Here is a 17,440-nt window from a genome sequence, read left to right as displayed (position 1 = left end):
AGCAGCGTCAACCCGCTGACATTTCTGCCGGAATGGCGAATGAAGGCGGTTCTGGACCGCGCCCGCATTCATCGCCATTGATCCGCATTCACGCACCACGATTGTCTTGTGCCGACTGCGTCTCTTGTGCGAAGCCAGAGCCCGTAAGCCGTCATGCGCCGGGACTTCCAGACGGATCCCGCTGCGTCTCAAGTCCGCAACTTGTCCCGATGACCGCAAGCAGTTCCACAGTGGCATCAAGGCCGTCAAGGGCCTTGAGAACGTAGGCTTGATCGGCCCCGTCGGTACTGGACATCACACGAAGCAGCGACCACCCGCCAATGATACCGTAGGTGTCTGGAATTCCCTTCTTTCTTCCCTTTTTCCCGGGCTTGAGCACAAATGCCGGAGTCGGATTGACAAACCTGTTCGCGAGGTCGAGCACCGCAGCCATGGGTTCATACGCGCCAGCGCCGGCCTCGACCCGGGCAATCAACCCCAGTTCCTGCAATTCAGCCAGTGCATCCGGGGTTCTGTTTCCTCTTTCCTGATCGCTGAACATTGTTGCCAACCGGCGAAATGACCGGTTGTCGGTTGATGTGGCGTCGGATTCGACGGATGTCCCGAGGTCTTCGGGCGCAAACATGAAACTGGGCAGAGGAGCGCCGCGAAGGAGCGAGGCAAGAATCAAGCCCCGCAGCCAGTCAACCAGTTGAAACAGCGCGTGCAATCCATGTTCAGAGAGCACGACCTCGAACGGCGGCGGCGGCGCGGCGTGCGGTGAATGAAACGGGCCCAGCAACTCACCGATAAAGCCGGAAACCGAAAACTCGCGCTTGATAGCCACGCCGCCCCGACTGTCGACCGAGCATAGAAGCCCGTTGCCCGCCCCCGCCATGTAGTGCATCTCCTGACTGTGGAAGGGAAACCGGATATGGGCGCTGATATCGGGCTCTTTTTGCCGGATATCGAGAAACTCCAGTGCCCAACGATCATCAATCAGGTTGTTTTGGCGAAGCTTGTAAAGGTAACGGTCCTCAAACGCCAACCGGCCTGCCCGGAGATCCGAAAGGACCCGCTCGACCGATTCATTTGCCGTCCCGTCCGCCGGCGGCTCAAAGATAATGACATCTTCTCTCTGGCTCATGGGCTAACTCCTCGAGGCGGGAAGAGACCTGCTCCATCCCCCGTCTGCCTGATCGTCCAATTCCTTGCCGCTTCGGGTCTGCATCTGAGCTAGTCTCCGAATATGTCGGACATGGGTATCCCGTCACGCGCGTCGTTGAACGGTGCGGGTCGCGGGCTTGGGGCGCTGTCACCGGCTGTCTGCGACGGCGTTTTCGTTGCGGATCCTCCGCTTGTATCCGACGATTCAGAAGGGTCGTTCGCGCCGGCTTGTCCGGGCGACCCGGTTGTGTCGGTTGCCGAAGCGGCCTCTGATGACTGTTCGAAAAAGCCGGAAAACGGGTTCTGTCTTACCATTCCGCTGCCAACCGCCATGCCTTGTCCGGCCCTTCCCGTACCTTCCGCCCAGGCTGCATTTCCCAGAGCCGTCGGGAGGTCCTCGCCCTTGATCGACACGTTCCGGGCGGTGTTGGCAAGCATGCCGTTTGCCGTCTTGGCGGCCTCGGTCACGACTTGATCGCGCCCCTTTGCAAAACCTTCGAGCTCGACCTGGCGGGTAGCGGCACGGGTATCGATCGCCTCGTTGAAAGTGCCGCTTGCCAAGCTGATTTTCCCGGCTTGCCACCCGGCTTTCTCGGCCGCGTCTTCGGCCGCAGCCATGGCGCGAACCGGATCGCCATGCTTGGACATTTCGCGCTCATATGTACTGGCCCGCACATCGAAATATGTTTCGCCGGCATCCAGGCCGGTATTGACCGCGACGCGCCCGGCCCTGGCCGCCCATCCGGTCTTGTCCATGCCGCCCAACCGGGCCTGAAAGGCGGATTTCCCCCCCTTTGCCGCGCCCCGCATGAAGGCATCAAAATCTCCCGTAACGCGATCCTTGTCGGGGTCGAACTTGTAACCTTCCTCGACCGCGCCGATCGCGACGGCCCCCGTTGCACCAACAAGACCGAGCGGGGCCGAAGCCGCGCCAGCCGCGGCTGCCGCCGTACCCTTTGCAACATCGCGAACGAACGTGGCACCGGTTTCGCCCACGCCGTACCAGTACGCATCATCCCTCTCGGCTTGGCTCTCGCGTTGCCAGCGATCGACCTCCGATTGCCGGTCCCCGCGCAGTTCCTCCCAGACCGCTTCAGCCTGCCACAGTTCGCCGCTTTCATGGGCCTCTGCGAGCCGCGAAATCAGATGGGCCGCATCCTCGCCGGGCGGCAAGTTTCCGGCGATCTCCAGCATGCCGTCCAGCAGGTGGTCACGCCTTTGTGCCTCGGCTTCGGTCGCCGCGCGCCTTGCCTCGGCCTCGCGCCTGGCCTGTTGCGCTTCTTCTTCGCGCTCCTTCCACCATTCTTCCCGGTCCCGGGCTGCCTGCCGGTGATGCTCTTCCTGCTCGCGCGCGCGCGTCTCGCGTTCCTGACGCAGCGCTTCGGACGCCTCTCTTGCCTCTTGCCTGTTCAGCCACCGCCAGTCGCCATTTTCGTCCGGCCCCCAGTATTCGCCCTTGTCATTGGTCTCGAACGGCTCTCCGTTCTCGTCATAGATCGGCGTTGGCGGGCGCACGCGTTCCGCGCCGGGCGTGTTGGGAGGCGCGCGGTGGCGTGTTTCGCCGCTGCTCGGGTCGCTACTTGCGCTCCGCTGGCGGCTGCCGGGCGGGTCCGTGCTGCCGCCCCGGTCGCGACGGGGCGGGTCGCCGCCTCTGGCGGATTCGCCGCCCAAGGGCGAGCGGGCCAGCAATGCCTCTGCTATTGCATTCTGCACGTCCTCGGCCGTGACTTGAACGCCCGCCTGCACCGCATTGGCGATCGCGGCGGCAACCGCCTGCGCGACGTGGACGGCGACGCCCGCCGCGATCAGCGCGCTGGTAACAGCGGCGAAGACCCGGGCATGGATCGTCTCGGATAACTTGAGATAGGCCCGGTCGTGAATGCTGCGCATCGCGCCAAAGACGGTTTCGTTCAGCCAACCGATCAGCCCCTCGGACCTGGCCTTATCGAATCTTTCGGCCGACATGGAGACATCGACACGCGTCGCCAACACTCGCGCGCCGAGCCGCGAATACATCTCGTATCGCGACCCGGACGGCTGGTTGGCAAAGGAATAGCGCCCGCCGTCGTCGCCCATACGCGGGATACTCTGCCCGCCCGCATCGCGCAGCCAGCGTTGCGCCTGATCGGTCGATCCGGCGGTGCCCATGTCAAAGCTCAGCACGCCCGAGACGTTCCTGCCGCGCACGAGGATCGACCAGTGGCACTGGTCATCGCTGTATCTCGCACCCTGCCCGGCGGTCACGTTGAGCGTGGTGTAGACAACGCTTGTTAACGTCTTGAGCGCCGAGGTGGTCTCGTCGTGAAGCCCGGCGCAGACACTCGATTGCGCCTGCGCGGGGGCGGGCTGCAACATTGCTCCGCACAGTACCATCACGCCCGCCATCGCGGCGGCGCCGAGGTGGCGGCCCTTGCGAAAGATCACGATGCTGACCACGGCGAGCATTGCGGTCGTGAAGGCGCCGGTGACCAGCCCGGCGCGCACGAGCAAGATGGTGATCGCCAGCATCGAGAAGAATTGCGTGCAGCCATAGGCCAGCACCCAGACCAGCAGGTAGCCGAAGGTGCGCTCGGCGATGATGCCGCCGTCCTCGCTCTGCCGGACCACATGGGTCCGGGCCCGCCACACCCCGACCAGCACCCCGGTGCCCGCGGCGACGGCGACGAGCGCCAGCGGCGGTGCGGATGCCTGAAACAACGTCAGTTGCACCAGATAGCACAGGGCCGCTGCGCCCGGCGGGAGAAGGCAGCTGATCCAGCCGATGCGCCAGGGCTTGCGATACGTCCAGGCCATCATCCCGAACGATCCGATCAGCAGCCAGAGCATCCCCGCGATCGTCTGCCCCACGAACAGCAGCACGAAGCCCGGCCCGAGCACTGCCGCACTGAGCGCAAGGCTCCGGGTGATCGCCTTGGTCGCCGCCGCGACCACGGGGGCAAGCGCCGCGGTCCGAGGTGCCGCCCCGTCCGTTGCGCCGTCCGGCCCGGTTGTCCTGTTCCCGGCGCGCCGCTCGGTTTCCCGGGCATCTTCGGGCCCGTCTCGGAGGTGGGCCTTCCTGCCCGTGGACTCACCGCCCCCTGCGCGGGTCCGATTGGTACCGGCATCTCCCGGTGCCTGTTCCGCGCCGCCGAACAGGTCCGCGAAACCGAACGGGTCTGAGGAGGGGGCTGTGCCATTGTCGGGATGGTCAGAGGATTCCGGCAGCATTTTTCCGCAATGCGCGCAAAAGTGCTTGCTTCTGGCGTTCACCGCCCCGCACGACTGACACGTCCTGGACACGGCCAACTCCGCCCCTGAACAGCTTGTAAGCTTTCCAGCTTAGCCAAAGGCGGGGACGAATCAAGCCTCACGGTCTGCGCGCCACCTCAGGCGTCGTCGCGCAAGGCCACCCCCTGACGCCGGATCCAATCCGCGTGGCGCGCGGAAAAAACGGTCAGACCGGCCGTCTCATCGGCGTGCGGCAGTTCGAACAGCAGCATCGCGCCGCATTTCTTGAGAACCGCCTCAAAGCCTGCGGGGCTGTGGAAGCGCCCGGGATGCAGGCTGTAGGGCAGCGGCTCCGGCGACTGGACGAGCGTCATCCCCGCGGAGCGAAAATCGTCGATCCACTCGATGTACTGAGCCCTCGATATTTCCATATCGTATTCAAGACCCTGAAGCAGGATGTCCCGGTTCGGGCCGCCCCGCGCCACGGGCACGGACACGGTCCACCACGACATCTCTGCCGTCGGCCAATGCCGGTAGAGGCGCACGATGCGGCCGTCTTCGTGCAGCAGGGGCAGGATGTTGGCCGCGTTCGCCCCGTCGATCAGAAATCGCGTCAGAGTCTTTTGCACCGTGGTCTTTTGCATCGTGCCCTCCGTCCTGAAGCCCCATGGGACACGCGGCGCACGGGTGACGGCACGGTTCGACCGCAGACGGCTGCCGCTGGGCGCGCGTGCCCGGTAGCATGGTACAACAGCGACGGCACTCGACAAGGCCGAACGCGCGCCGCCACGCCGCCGGGCGCGCGGACCCTGCCGGTTTCAGGCCACCCTGCCACCGTCGAGCCCGGAAATCGCCTGGATCAGGCTGTCCTCCGTGACCTCGTCGGAGGTGAATTCGCGCATGATCCGGCCCGAGAACATGGCGACGATCCGGTCGCTGACATGCAGCACCTCGGGCATTTCCGAACTGATGACGATCACCGCATAGCCCTGCGCGGCCAGATCGCGGATCAGGTTGTGGATCTCTGCCTTCGACCCCACGTCGATGCCGCGCGTGGGCTCGTCCACGATCAGGACCTCGGGGCGCATCGACAGCCATTTGCCGATCACGATCTTCTGCTGGTTGCCGCCCGACAGGTTGCCGACCAGTTGCCGCCAGCCGGGCGTGCGGATATCGAGCCGGTCGCGATACTGGTCGAAAATCGCCACCTCGGCCTCGTCGCTGACAAACGGACCGGCGGTCATGTCATCGACCTGCGGCAGGGTCATGTTGTCGCGGCAATTCATGCCCAGCACCAGCCCCTGCCCCTTGCGGTCCTCGGGCACCAGCGAAATGCCGCGGCGGATGGCGTCCCGTGGCGAATGGATGCGCACCTCCTCGCCGTCGAGGAATATCTGCCCCGAGGACGGATCGCGCAGACCGAAGATGGTCTCGGCGATCTCGGTACGACCGGCACCGACCAGCCCGTAGAACCCGACAACCTCGCCCTTGCGAACGGTAAAGCTGACATCCCGGAACAACGCGCCGCAGCTCAGGTTGCGCACCTCCAGCGCCACCTCGCCCATCTCGTGATGCACCGCGTTGCGGCTGAGATCGAGCTTGCGGCCGATCATCAGGTGCGTGACCTCTTCCTCGTCGGTCGCGGCGGTGTCGAGCGTACCGCGATAGGTGCCGTCGCGCAGCACGCTGATCCGGTCGGTGATCCGGAAGATCTCTTCCATGCGGTGCGAGATGTAGATGATCCCCACGCCCCGTGACTGCAAATCCGCGATCACCCGGAACAGGACGACCTTTTCCGCATCGGTCAGCGAGGCAGTCGGCTCGTCGAAGATCACGGCGCGGGGATCGACCGTCAGGGCGCGGGCGATCTCGACCATCTGCTGGTTGGCGATGGACAGGTCGCCGACGCGGGTGCGCGCGTCGAACCCGACATTGAGCGCCTCCAGGATGGCATCCGTTTCACGGTAAAGCCGCGCGTGATCGACGCGCCCGAACGATTTGCGCGGCAGTTCGCCGAGAAAGATGTTCTCGGCCACCGTCAACTCGTCGGCAAGGCTCAGTTCCTGGTGGACAAAGACCACGCCGCGGGCCTTGGCGTGCAGCGGCGAGGCGATCACCACCGGCTCTTCGGCGATGAAGATGCGGCCCTCGTCGGGCTGATGAATGCCGCCCAGCACCTTCATCAGGGTGGATTTGCCGGCACCGTTCTCGCCCATCAGGGCATGGACCTCGCCGGGGCGCAGGTCGAACGACACGCCGTCGAGGGCGCGCACCCCGGGAAAGGTCTTGACGACCCCTTCGAGGCGCAGCACGTGGGTTGGCCCGGTCATATCTTCAACTCCTCCTTGCCCTTGCGGTTCAGTTGCCGATCGAGGAACAGCACCGCGATCAGGATCAGGCCGATCACGAGGTTCACCGTCTCGGTATCCGCGCCGATATGGCCCAGCCCCTTGCGCAACAACTGGATCGCGATGACCCCGCCCAGCGTCGATATGATAGAGCCGTAGCCGCCCGACAGCTTGGTGCCGCCGAGCACGACCGCGGTGATCGCCCAGAGCTCGTAAAGCATCCCGTCATTGGGATTCACGGAACCGCTCTCGGAATAGAACACCACCGCCGAGAGCGCGGCAAGAAATCCCATCAGCATGAAATTCCACATGAAATGCGGGCCCACGCGGATACCGGCATTGACCGCCGCCTCCCGGTTGTTGCCGATGGCATAGGCGTTGCGGCCATGCACCGTGCGGGTCATCAGCAGCCACAGCAGCAGCGCCGAGCCCAGCAGGAACCAGGTGGCCGTGTGCAGCCCGAGAAACTGCGCCTCGGCGAAATCCACCAGCGTCCAGTTCAGGTGGCTGGTGGGCTGCTCGCCGTTGTACATGAAGACCAGCCCGCGAAAGCCCAGCATCGCACCCAGCGTCACGATGAAGGCATCCACCCCCGTCTTCCACACGATCAGCCCGTTGACCGCCCCCAGCACCACCCCCGTCAGCAGGGCAAAGCCCCAGGCCAGCGGGATCGCCCCGTCGCCCATGGCCTGCATGAAGGGCCAGGTCATGCTGTCCAGCAGGACGATGGCCGACAGGGCGAACGTGGCTCCGACGCTGAGGTCGATATTGCCGTTGATCATGATGATCGTCATGCCCAGCGCGATGATCCCGATCGGGGCCGACTGCTTGAGCAGCAGCAGCATGTTGTCGAAATCCATGAACGCCGCGTCGGTGACCGAAAGATACTGCCCGGCGATCGAGAAGAACGCCAGTTCCAGCGCGATGAAGCCCCAGATCGCCCCCTGTTTGACCAGGTCCTTGCGCTTGTCGCTTGTCATGCCGTCCCTCCCTCAGGCGATCGGTGACCAAAGGCGGCCCCGCTTGGCGGCGATGTCCAGCCACACCGCCAGGACGATGATGATCCAGGTGACGACGTACTGGACGTAGAATTCCAGCCCGATCAGCAGCAGCCCGTTATGGATGAAGCCGAGGATCAGCACACCGATCACGGTCTTGAACACGGTGCCGGCCCCGCCCAGCAGCGACGCCCCCCCGAGGATCACGGCCGCCAGTACCTCCAGCTCCATGCCCTGCCCGACGGTGTTCTGGCTGCCAAGGCTGCGGCTGGCCTGCAACAGGCCGGCGGTGGCCACGCAGAAGGCCGAGATCAGGTAGGTGAAGAACACCACGCGCGCCCGCGGTATGCCCGAGAAGGTCGCCGCCTGCCCGTTGCCGCCGACGGCATAGACCTTGCGCCCGAACGGCGTCCGCGACAGCAGCAGGCCGAGCACGGCGGCGAGCAGCCCGAAGAGGATGATCGGCATCGGAATGCCCGCGATATCGCCCCGCCCGAAGACGCCGAACCAGGTGGCTTCCTTGTCGGCGATGTCCATGTTCTTGCCGCCCGACCAGGTCAGGGTCAGGCCGTGGATCGCCGACAGCATCCCCAGCGTCACGATCAGCGAATTGAGCCGCAGATAGCCGACCAGAAAGCCGATGAACGCCCCCAGCGCCAACGTCAGCCCGAACATCGCCGGGATCGCGAGTGCCGGGCCCAGCTTGTCGTGCAGGTCCAACACCACGATGGTCGAGAACGACATCATCGACCCGACCGAGAGGTCGAGATTGCCGCCGATCACCACGAAGGTCACGCCCAGCGCCATGACGCCGAGGATCGCCGAGGAGCGGATCACCCCGAAGACGTTGTCGATCGCGATGAACCGCTGATTAATCAGCGCGAAGCCCGCCATGAACAGCACGAAGGCGACCAGGATGCCCTGCCGTGCAAGAAACCCGCCGATACCCTTTTTCGTCAGCTCCGCCATGTCATCCTCCCGTCAGGTGTGCCGTCGCGCGGGCGCACTGGGCACATTACTCCGCCGATCTTCACGATTCGCCCGGTCGCGTCACGACCGCCCCGTGCGAGCGGCACGGGACGTGCGGCGCCCGCGCCGGGCACGGACCGCCCGGAGAACGGCGCGCGCGCATCCGCCCGCTCACAGACCGCGAGCCGATCAGAAGACGGGCTTTTCGAACGCGTCCATATTGTCCTGGGTGATCTTCGGCGTGTCGAAGTAGTTCAGGAACGGGACATCCTTGCCCGACAGCACGTCGATGGCCGTCCGCAGCGCGGCCTCGGCATCATCCACCGGCGATTGGTAGATCGAGCCCCAGTAGTCGCCCCGGGCCATGGCTTCGTAGCCCACCGAAAAGTTGGTGGCACCGACAAAGGTGATGCCGTCGGCACGGTCGGCGGCCCTTGCGGCATTCAGAGCGCCCACGCCCATGTTGTCGTCACCGGCATAGACCCCGTCGATGTCGTCATACTTGACGAGAAAGGCCTCCATCACCTGCTGCGACTTCTCTCGGTTCCAGTCGCCCGGCTGACTTTCGACCAGATCGACGTTCGGGCAGACCTCGGGCAGACGGTCCTGAAAGCCTTCGGACCGCTCGATGGCGGTGGTGTAGCCGGGCTGGCCGGTGATCTCGATCACACGGGCCTCGTCCTCGATGCCCAGATCATTGAAGCGGTCGCACATGATCTCGGCTGCGCGCGCGCCCTGGGTGATGTTGTCCGGGCCCGAAAACGAGGCCACGAAGTCGAACCCCTGCTCGGCGATGTTCGAATTGGTCACGATGACGGGAATATCCGCCTTGTACGCCTTGCGGACGGCGGGGATCACGGCCTCGCCATTGGTCGGCCAGATGATGATGGCATCCACCTGGCGCTGGATGAGGTCTTCCATATGGGCGATCTGGCGCGCGACATCCCCGCCGGCGTCCAGAACCACCACCTCGACATCGGGGTTGGCCTCGGCGGCGGCGATGAACGCCTGTTCATAGGTCGTCTGGTAGCTGTCGACACCCACGTTGTTCTGGGTGATGCCGATGGTCATCGTCTCGGCGGCAGCGGCGGAGCCGAGCATCGCGGTCGTGCAGACCAGCGCACTCTTGGTCGGGAAATTCATCGATTGGTCCTCCCATAGGGTTTTCGGATCGACTGCGGCTGTCCTCTTCAGCCCGGGCGCGAGCCCAGCAATCTGCCCGCTATCCAGCGCGATTCTCGCCGCGGAGGAACGTCCAATAAATATCCACTATGGATATTTTCGTATCCATTCTGGACAAAACATTCATACTGACGGCCCCCAGAATTGAACATGTTTCGGAGAACGCAATGTCCACACCACCATCACCCCCGTTTTCACTGTCATCCACCGGTCGCATGCAACATCAAACCGCACATGATATCCATTCCGGACCGTCCGGGGCCGCGCTCTCCGCCGCCGTCCCGGCCCCGGCGCTCAGCCCCGAGCTTGAGCGGGTGGTGTCGTTTCTACAGGATATCAGCGTCGAGATCGACACGGGGATCGACCCGACCACGCCCAACCCGCACCTGAACATGATCCTGCACCTGCTGCACAGCCACTGCACCGGGCGGGTCGTGTCGCCCACGGCGATGGTCTCGGCCTCCGGCGTGCCCTATGCGACCGGCATGCGCAAGCTGGCCGAGATCGAGGCGGCGGGGCTTGTCGAACGGCGGCCGCGGACAAAATCGGGCAAGACCGTCTCGCTGCACCCCGCCCCGAAGCTGCTGGAGAGCTTCAACCGGATCGCGGACCGCGTTGACCGCATGGCCCGCAGCGCGTTCGGCGGAACCGACCGGACCGCGACGGCAAGCGACTATTATTTCGGCGGCTCCTATCAGCCCGGCCAGGCGACGATCCCGCCGCCGCGCGCGCTGCCCCAGCCGCTCAGGCTGGCCGGAGGCTTGCGCATCCTGGTTCACGGGGACCCGACCTTCATGGTCATGGACACCCTCAAGCGTCAGTTCGAGCAGATCGTCGGCACCGATATCAACCAGCGGGCGTTTTCCATCGACCGCCTGCGCGATGAGGCGCTGCGCAACGCAGGCCGCTCCCGAAGCCGGTATGACCTGATCGCCGTTGACCTGCCCTGGCTGGGCGAATTCGTCGAGAAGGGCGTGATCCGGCCCCTGCCCGAGGCCATGGATGTCGAGCGGCTCGACCCCGGCGACTTCCACACCGCGGGCTGGCGGGCCGCGCATTGGGACGGCGTGCCCTACGGCGTTCCGAGCCAGACCACGCCCGAGCTCATGTTCTACCGCAAGGACTGGTTCGCCCGCGACGGGCTGGAGCCGCCGGCGACCACCGATGAGGTGATCGCCGCCGCGCGACACTTTCACAAGCCGCAGCAGGGGCGCTACGGCATCGCCTGGAACGCGGCGCGCGGCACCGCGCTCGGGCACAGCTTCATCATGACCTGCGCCGATTTCGGCCAGCCTGTCATCGACCTGCCCGAAATCGCGGGCGGGTACGACGCCGACCACCTCGCCGGCGGCGGTTTCCGGCCCATGCTGGACAGCGACCGCGCGCTGGCCGCAGCCGAATATCTTGTCGAGCTGATGGAATATTCGCCACCCGATATCCTGTCGATGTCGTGGTACGAGCGGGTCCGCCCCTTTGCCCAGGGCAAGGTCGCCATGGCCTATGGCTATACCCTGCTGGCCCCGTATTTCGAGCTGGACGCCAGTTGCCCGGCGCATGACAACACAGGCTACCTGCCGCATCCGCACGGTCCCAAAGGGGTGCCCATCGCCCCGGTCGGCGGATACGCGCTGTGCATCCCCGCAAACCTCGCCGAGGACCGGCTGCCCGACGCGGTCGAGGCGCTGGTCTCCTTCACATCCCCCGCGGCGCAGAAACTCTATGTCCAGAACGGCAGCCGCACGGTGCCGCGCTATTCGGTCGGGGCCGATCCCGAGGTGCGCCGCCTGTCCCCGATATTCGAACTCGTCGACCAGATGTCGTGGCGCGACGAGCTGCAATTCTGGCCGCGCCCGCCGATCCCGCAGATTTCCGGCATCATCGCGATCTGCGGTCACGAGCTTCACGACATGTTGCGCGGCATCGTCTCACCCCGCGAGGCGCTGGCAAAGATCCAGTCCCGCGTCGAAGATCTATTACGAGAACCGGTCACTTAGGGAGGAAACCATGGACCCCAACCGCCTGAAAGGCAAAAACATCCTGATCACCGGTGCCGCCCGCGGCATGGGGGCCGCCAACGCCGAGAGCTTTGCCGCGCAGGGCGCCAATGTCTGCCTCGGCGATCTCGACGAGGCCGAGGCGCGGGCCGTTGCCGACCGCATCAACGGTGCCGGACACGGGCAGGCCATCGCGGTCAAGATGGATGTGACCAGCCGTGCCGACAACGCGAGCGCCGTCGCCGCCACGGTCGAGGCGTTCGGCTCGATCAATGTGGGGCTGTTCAACGCGGGTCTCAACAAGCCCCGGTTCTTCATGGATATCGACGAAGACAACTGGGACATGATCATGAACGTCAACACCAAGGCGATGTGGCTGGGCATGCAGGAGACCGCCCGCCAGATGATCGCGCAGGGCCCGATGGAGGGTCATCCCTACAAGCTGATCAACGTGGGCAGTATCGCCAGCCGCAAGCCGTTGGTCGATGTGACGGTCTATTGCACCTCGAAATACGGCTGTCTCGCGCTTACCCATTGCGGGGCCATCGGCCTGGCCGAGCACAACATCACCGTCAACGGCTATGCCCCCGGCGTCGTGGTCACGCCGCTCTGGGAGCAGCTCGACAAGGACCTTGTCGATATCGGCTTCAAGGAGCGCGAGGGCCAGGCCTATGACGACATCGTGCGCGACGCGCTCCAGATCAAGCGCGTCAGTTACCCCGACGACATCACCGGCACCGCGTCGTTCCTCGCCAGCGACGACAGCGACTACATGACCGGCCAGATGATCCATATCGACGGCGGCTGGTGCATCCAGTGACGCTCACCTCCGCGTAGGGTGGGCAGTTTGCCCGCCTTTCTTCAATCCCCTTTCAACGAAGGTGGGCAAACTGCCCACCCTACGGAGTTATCCCATGACACGCGCCCTGATGCCCAACATGCTCACCCCGCAGGATCTCGAACCCAACTGGGAATGGCGCGACCGCCTTCCCGCCTGGGGCCACACCTCGGTGGATTTCGAGCGCCGGATCGACCATGACCGCCTGCGCCGATACCGCCTCGCCCGCACCCGGCAGGCGCTTCAGGCCTCCGGCGCGGGCACGCTCTTGCTCTTCGACGTGAACAATATCCGCTATGTCTCGGCCACCAAGATCGGCGAGTGGGAGCGCGACAAGATGTGCCGCTTCTGCCTGCTTACGGGCGATGACAGCCCCTATGTGTGGGATTTCGGATCGGCTGCGGTGCATCACCAGCGCTATTCCGACTGGCTGGAGCCCGATCACTGCCTTGCCGGTGTGGTCGGCATGCGCGGCACGATCCCGCCGGAATTCGGCCTGATGCGCAAATACGCCAAGGATATCGCCCGGCTCATCAAGGAGGCCGGCATGGCCGACATGCCGGTGGGTGTGGATTATGCCGAAACCGCGATGTTCCACGCGCTTCAGGAGGAAGGGATCAAGGTGATCGACGGCCAGCAGATCATGCTGGCGGCGCGCGAGATCAAGAACTGGGACGAGATCCAGTTGCTCACACAGGCCGCCTCGATGGTCGATGGCGTCTATCACATGATCTACGAGGAGCTGAAGCCGGGCGTGCGCGAGAACGATATCGTCGCGCTCTCCAACAAGATGCTCTACGAGATGGGCAGCGACGACGTGGAGGCGATCAACGCCATTTCCGGCGAACGCTGCAATCCGCATCCGCACAACTTCACCGACCGGCTGTTCCGGCCCGGCGATCAGGCGTTTTTCGACATCCTGCAAAGCTATCAGGGCTATCGTACCTGCTATTACCGGACCTTCAATATCGGCCGCTCGACGCCCGCGCAGAACGACGCCTATGTCAAGGCGCGGGAATGGATCGACGCCTCCATCGCGATGATCAAGCCGGGTGTCAGCACCGACAAGGTGGCCGCGGTCTGGCCCAAGGCCGAAGAGTTCGGCTTTCCCTCGGAAGAGGCGGCGTTCGGGCTGCAATTCGGCCACGGTCTGGGGCTTGCGCTGCATGAGCGGCCCATCATCAGCCGCGCCGTCAGCCTCGATCACCCGATGGAGATCCAGACCGGCATGGTCTTTGCGCTGGAAACCTACTGCCCCGCCGCCGACGGCTACTCCGCCGCGCGGATCGAGGAGGAAGTGGTGGTCACGCCCACGGGCTGCGAGGTGATCAGCCTCTTTCCCGCCGAGGACCTGCCGATCGCCAACCGATATTGAGCTGTGGCGGGGAGACCCCCGCCCTACCGACGAAATGCAGGGCGGGGGTCTTCCCGCCCCTCCCGGAGGATGTCATGGTCACGAAAACCAACACCGACGATTACCTGGCGATGTACCGCCAGATGGTGCGCATCCGCACCTTCGAGGACAACGCCAACCAGCTTTACCTCTCGGCCAGGATGCCGGGCCTCACCCACATGTATTCGGGCGAGGAGGCGGTGGCGGTGGGGATCTGCGAGGCGCTGACCGATGACGACCGGATCACCTCGACCCACCGGGGCCACGGCCATTGCGTGGCCAAGGGCGCGGAGTTCCGCGCGATGTTCTGCGAGCTTCTGGGCAAGGAAGAGGGCTATTGCCGGGGCAAGGGCGGCTCGATGCACATCGCCGACCAGAGCCACGGCAACCTCGGGGCCAACGCCATCGTCGGCGGCTCGATGGGGATCGCCACCGGCTCGGCCCTGCGGGCGAAACTGCTGGGGCACGAGGATGTCACCGTGTGCTTCTTCGGCGACGGGGCCACGGCGCAAGGGCTGCTCTATGAGGTCATGAACATGGCCGCGCTGTGGTCGCTTCCGGTGATCTATGCCTGCGAGAACAACGGCTATTCCGAATACACCCGGACCGAGGAGATCGCCGCCGGCGCGATCACCGCCCGCGCCGAGGCGTTCGGCATCGAGGCGTTCAAGGTGGACGGGCAGGACGTGCTGGCGGTGAACGAACTGGCGCAAAAGCTCGTCGCCCGCTGCCGCAAGGGCGAGGGCCCGTTCTTCGTTGAGCTCGAGACCTATCGCTATCACGGCCACCATGTCGGCGACATCAACCGCGAATACTATCGCTCGAAGGACGAGGAGAGGGAGTGGAAGCAGAACCGCGACCCGATCATCCGTTTCCGCGCGTGGCTGATCTCGGAGGGCATCGCCACCGAGGACGAGATCGAGGCGATGAATGCCGGGATCGAAAACGACGCCGCCGAGGCCGTCGCCCATGCCGAGGCCGCCCCCTACCCGGACGTGTCCGAGGTGGCCATGCATGTCTGCGCGGATTGAGGAGACCGAAATGAGAGAGATCACCCTGTCGCAGGCCGTCAACGAGGCCATCGCAGAGGAAATGCGCCGTGACGAGACGGTGTTCCTGATGGGCGAGGACGTGGCCGAGGCCGGCACGCCCTTCAAGGTGCTGAGCGGCCTTGTCGAGGAATTCGGCACCGCCCGCGTCATCGACACGCCGATTTCCGAGCCCGGATTTGTCGGCATGGCCGTGGGCGCGGCGATGACCGGCACGCGGCCCGTGGTGGACCTGATGTTCGGGGACTTCCTCTATCTGGTGATGGATCAGCTCTGCAATCAGGCGGCCAAGCAGCATTACATGTCCGGCGGCAAGCTGACCGTGCCGATGGTGCTGCGCACCAATCTGGGGGCCACGCGGCGCTCGGCGGCGCAGCACAGCCAGTCGCTGCAGGCGCTGGTGGCGCATATCCCGGGGCTGAAGGTGGCGATGCCGTCCTCGGCCTACGAGGCCAAGGGGCTGATGAAGACGGCGATCCGCGACAACAACCCGGTCGTCATCTTCGAGGACAAGCTGATGTATCAGGACAAGGCCCCGGTGCCGGAAGAGGAATACCTGATCCCCTTCGGTGCCGCCAATATCAGGCGCGAGGGCTCTGACATCACGCTGATCGCCACCTCCTCAATGGTGCAGGTGGCCGAGGCGGCCGCCGAAACGCTCGCGGCGGAGGGCATCAGCGCCGAAGTCATAGACCCGCGCACCCTCGTGCCGCTGGACGAGGCGACGCTTCTCTCAAGCGTGAAGAAGACCAGCCGCGCCATCGTCATCGACGAGGGCCACCAGAGCTACGGGGTGACCGCCGAGATCGCCAGCCGCCTCAACGAAAAGGCGTTCTACCATCTCGACGCGCCGGTGCTGCGCATGGGGGCGATGGACGTGCCGGTGCCGTTCTCGCCCGCATTGGAGGACATCACCGTGCCGACGCCCGAGGGCGTGGCCGAAAACGCCCGCAAGCTCTGTGCCGGGGACATGATCCATGCCGCATGACGTGACGATGCCGCAACTGGGCATGGCGCAGGACGCGGGCAAGATCGTGTCCTGGCTGAAATCCCCCGGCGACGCGGTCGCCAGGGGGGACGCCCTGTTCGAGGTGGAAACCGACAAGGCCACGATGGAGGTCGAGGCGCAGGCCGACGGGTTTCTCACCGGCGTGACCGCGTCCGAAGGCGACGACGTGCCGGTAGGCGCGGTGATCGCCCGGATATCGGACAGCGCCGCGGGTGACACGCCCGCCCCTGCCCCCGCCCCGGCAGAGACCCCCGCAGAGACCCCGGCAGAGGACCTGCCGCCGGGCCATTCCGTGACCATGCCGCAGCTAGGCATGGCGCAGGATACCGGCCTGCTGGTCGCCTGGCTCAAATCGCCCGGTGACGCGGTGGCGGCCGCCGATATCCTGTTCGAGGTCGAAACCGACAAGAGCACCATGGAGGTGGAGGCGGGCCGCGACGGCTATCTCGCCGCCACGCTCGCCAAGGCGGGCGAGGAGGTGCCGGTGGGCGATGCGGTGGCGATCCTCAGCGACGAGGCCCCGGCGCATACGGTCGCGCGCTCCGTCGCCACGGCCCCGGCGCAGGCCGCCCCCACAACAGACACCGCAACAGACACCGCACCCGGCGCCGCGCCCGTCCCGGCGGCACCCGGGCCACGGCTCGGGGCGTCACCGGCCGCCGGAGCCGCCGCGCCGCACCCGACCGGCGGGCGCATCCTTGCCTCGCCCAAGGCGCGGCGTCTGGCGCTGGAACAGGGGCTGGACCTGACTAGGCTGGCCGGGGCCGGGTACCCGCAGCCCTACCACGTCCGCGATCTCGACACCCTGCGCGCCCTGCCCGCCGCCACCGCCCCGGCACCCGATGCGGGCGCGGCGGCCAGCCGGCACCTTGTCGCCGAAATCGCCGGGGATGGCGTGCCGGGCTTTGCCGCCTGGGCCGCCGAGGCGCACGGGCTGAGCGATGCCGACGCAATCCTCGCCGGGTTGGCCGCCGCCTGCCTCGCCACATCCGGCCCCGTGGCGGTAGAGCAGCACGGTCAGTCCCGCACCTACGCCCTGCCCGCCGACAGCGCGCTGTCAGGGGTCGCCGAAACCGGCGATTCCCCCGCGCTCATCCTGCGCGACCTGCGCGGATCGCGCCTGCGCTCGGTCGATGCGGGCGGCGAGGCCACCCCGGTGCTGACGCTGCTGCCAAACGGTGCCGGGCTGACGATCACGCTGGACTGCACCGCCGGACAGTTGGACGCGCACGCCGCGATCCGGCTTCTCGACGACTTCGCAGGCCGGGTGGAGCAGCCGCTCCGCCACCTGCTCTGACCTGACCGGA

13 protein-coding genes are annotated in these 17,440 nt (G+C 65.6%); 6 read left to right on the top strand and 7 right to left on the bottom strand.

Features of this window, described 5'->3' with window-relative positions; genetic code table 11:
- Nucleotides 1–151: 151 nt before the first annotated feature.
- From ACFFU4_RS00165 to ACFFU4_RS00135, 7 genes are all read right to left on the bottom strand, one after another.
- A complete protein-coding gene (locus tag ACFFU4_RS00165) occupies nucleotides 152–1,126 on the bottom strand; it encodes a hypothetical protein (RefSeq protein WP_377065808.1) in 975 nt (324 codons plus the stop codon).
- Nucleotides 1,127–1,215: 89 nt separating this feature from the next.
- Entirely contained in the window at nucleotides 1,216–4,077 is a 2,862-nt protein-coding gene (locus ACFFU4_RS00160; protein WP_377065806.1) for a hypothetical protein, read from the bottom strand.
- Between the two features lie 434 nt (nucleotides 4,078–4,511).
- Entirely contained in the window at nucleotides 4,512–4,997 is a 486-nt protein-coding gene (locus ACFFU4_RS00155) for a hypothetical protein (RefSeq protein ID WP_377065804.1), read from the bottom strand.
- A gap of 174 nt (nucleotides 4,998–5,171) precedes the next feature.
- Entirely contained in the window at nucleotides 5,172–6,683 is a 1,512-nt protein-coding gene (locus ACFFU4_RS00150; protein WP_377065802.1) for a sugar ABC transporter ATP-binding protein, read from the bottom strand.
- The gene (locus ACFFU4_RS00145; RefSeq protein WP_377065800.1) at nucleotides 6,680–7,681 is read right to left on the bottom strand and encodes an ABC transporter permease; all 1,002 of its coding nucleotides are present in this window, start codon (nucleotides 7,679–7,681) and stop codon (nucleotides 6,680–6,682) included. The genes ACFFU4_RS00150 and ACFFU4_RS00145 overlap by 4 nt, the downstream gene beginning before the upstream one ends.
- 12 nt (nucleotides 7,682–7,693) lie before the next feature.
- Entirely contained in the window at nucleotides 7,694–8,668 is a 975-nt protein-coding gene (locus tag ACFFU4_RS00140) for an ABC transporter permease (protein WP_377065798.1), read from the bottom strand.
- Nucleotides 8,669–8,857: 189 nt separating this feature from the next.
- Nucleotides 8,858–9,811 (bottom strand): sugar ABC transporter substrate-binding protein, encoded by a 954-nt coding sequence (locus tag ACFFU4_RS00135; protein WP_377065796.1) that lies wholly within the window; start codon nucleotides 9,809–9,811, stop codon nucleotides 8,858–8,860.
- Nucleotides 9,812–10,065: 254 nt separating this feature from the next.
- Between ACFFU4_RS00135 and ACFFU4_RS00130 the strand changes: the two genes are divergently transcribed.
- The 6 genes from ACFFU4_RS00130 (at nucleotide 10,066) to ACFFU4_RS00105 (ending at nucleotide 17,430) form a co-directional block, all read left to right on the top strand.
- A complete protein-coding gene (locus tag ACFFU4_RS00130; protein WP_377065794.1) occupies nucleotides 10,066–11,844 on the top strand; it encodes an extracellular solute-binding protein in 1,779 nt (592 codons plus the stop codon).
- 10 nt (nucleotides 11,845–11,854) lie between these two features.
- Nucleotides 11,855–12,664: an SDR family NAD(P)-dependent oxidoreductase gene (locus tag ACFFU4_RS00125; protein ID WP_377065792.1), complete on the top strand. Its 810-nt coding sequence runs from the start codon at nucleotides 11,855–11,857 to the stop codon at nucleotides 12,662–12,664.
- Between the two features lie 94 nt (nucleotides 12,665–12,758).
- On the top strand, nucleotides 12,759–14,057 hold the full coding sequence (locus tag ACFFU4_RS00120) for a M24 family metallopeptidase (RefSeq protein ID WP_377065790.1): 1,299 nt from the start codon (nucleotides 12,759–12,761) through the stop codon (nucleotides 14,055–14,057).
- A 74-nt stretch (nucleotides 14,058–14,131) separates the two neighbouring features.
- A complete protein-coding gene (locus tag ACFFU4_RS00115) occupies nucleotides 14,132–15,106 on the top strand; it encodes a thiamine pyrophosphate-dependent dehydrogenase E1 component subunit alpha (RefSeq protein ID WP_377065789.1) in 975 nt (324 codons plus the stop codon).
- Nucleotides 15,107–15,116: 10 nt separating this feature from the next.
- On the top strand, nucleotides 15,117–16,112 hold the full coding sequence (locus tag ACFFU4_RS00110; RefSeq protein WP_377065787.1) for an alpha-ketoacid dehydrogenase subunit beta: 996 nt from the start codon (nucleotides 15,117–15,119) through the stop codon (nucleotides 16,110–16,112).
- The gene (locus ACFFU4_RS00105) at nucleotides 16,102–17,430 is read left to right on the top strand and encodes a biotin/lipoyl-containing protein (RefSeq protein WP_377065785.1); all 1,329 of its coding nucleotides are present in this window, start codon (nucleotides 16,102–16,104) and stop codon (nucleotides 17,428–17,430) included. Before ACFFU4_RS00110 ends, ACFFU4_RS00105 begins: the two co-directional genes overlap by 11 nt.
- Nucleotides 17,431–17,440: the final 10 nt, after the last annotated feature.

The sequence above is a fragment of the Roseovarius ramblicola genome (genome assembly GCF_042430665.1).
In the GTDB taxonomy this organism is placed as follows: domain Bacteria; phylum Pseudomonadota; class Alphaproteobacteria; order Rhodobacterales; family Rhodobacteraceae; genus Roseovarius; species Roseovarius ramblicola.
The sequence above is the reverse complement of the archived record's forward strand: the minus strand, read 5'-3'. Positions and strand labels throughout refer to the sequence as shown.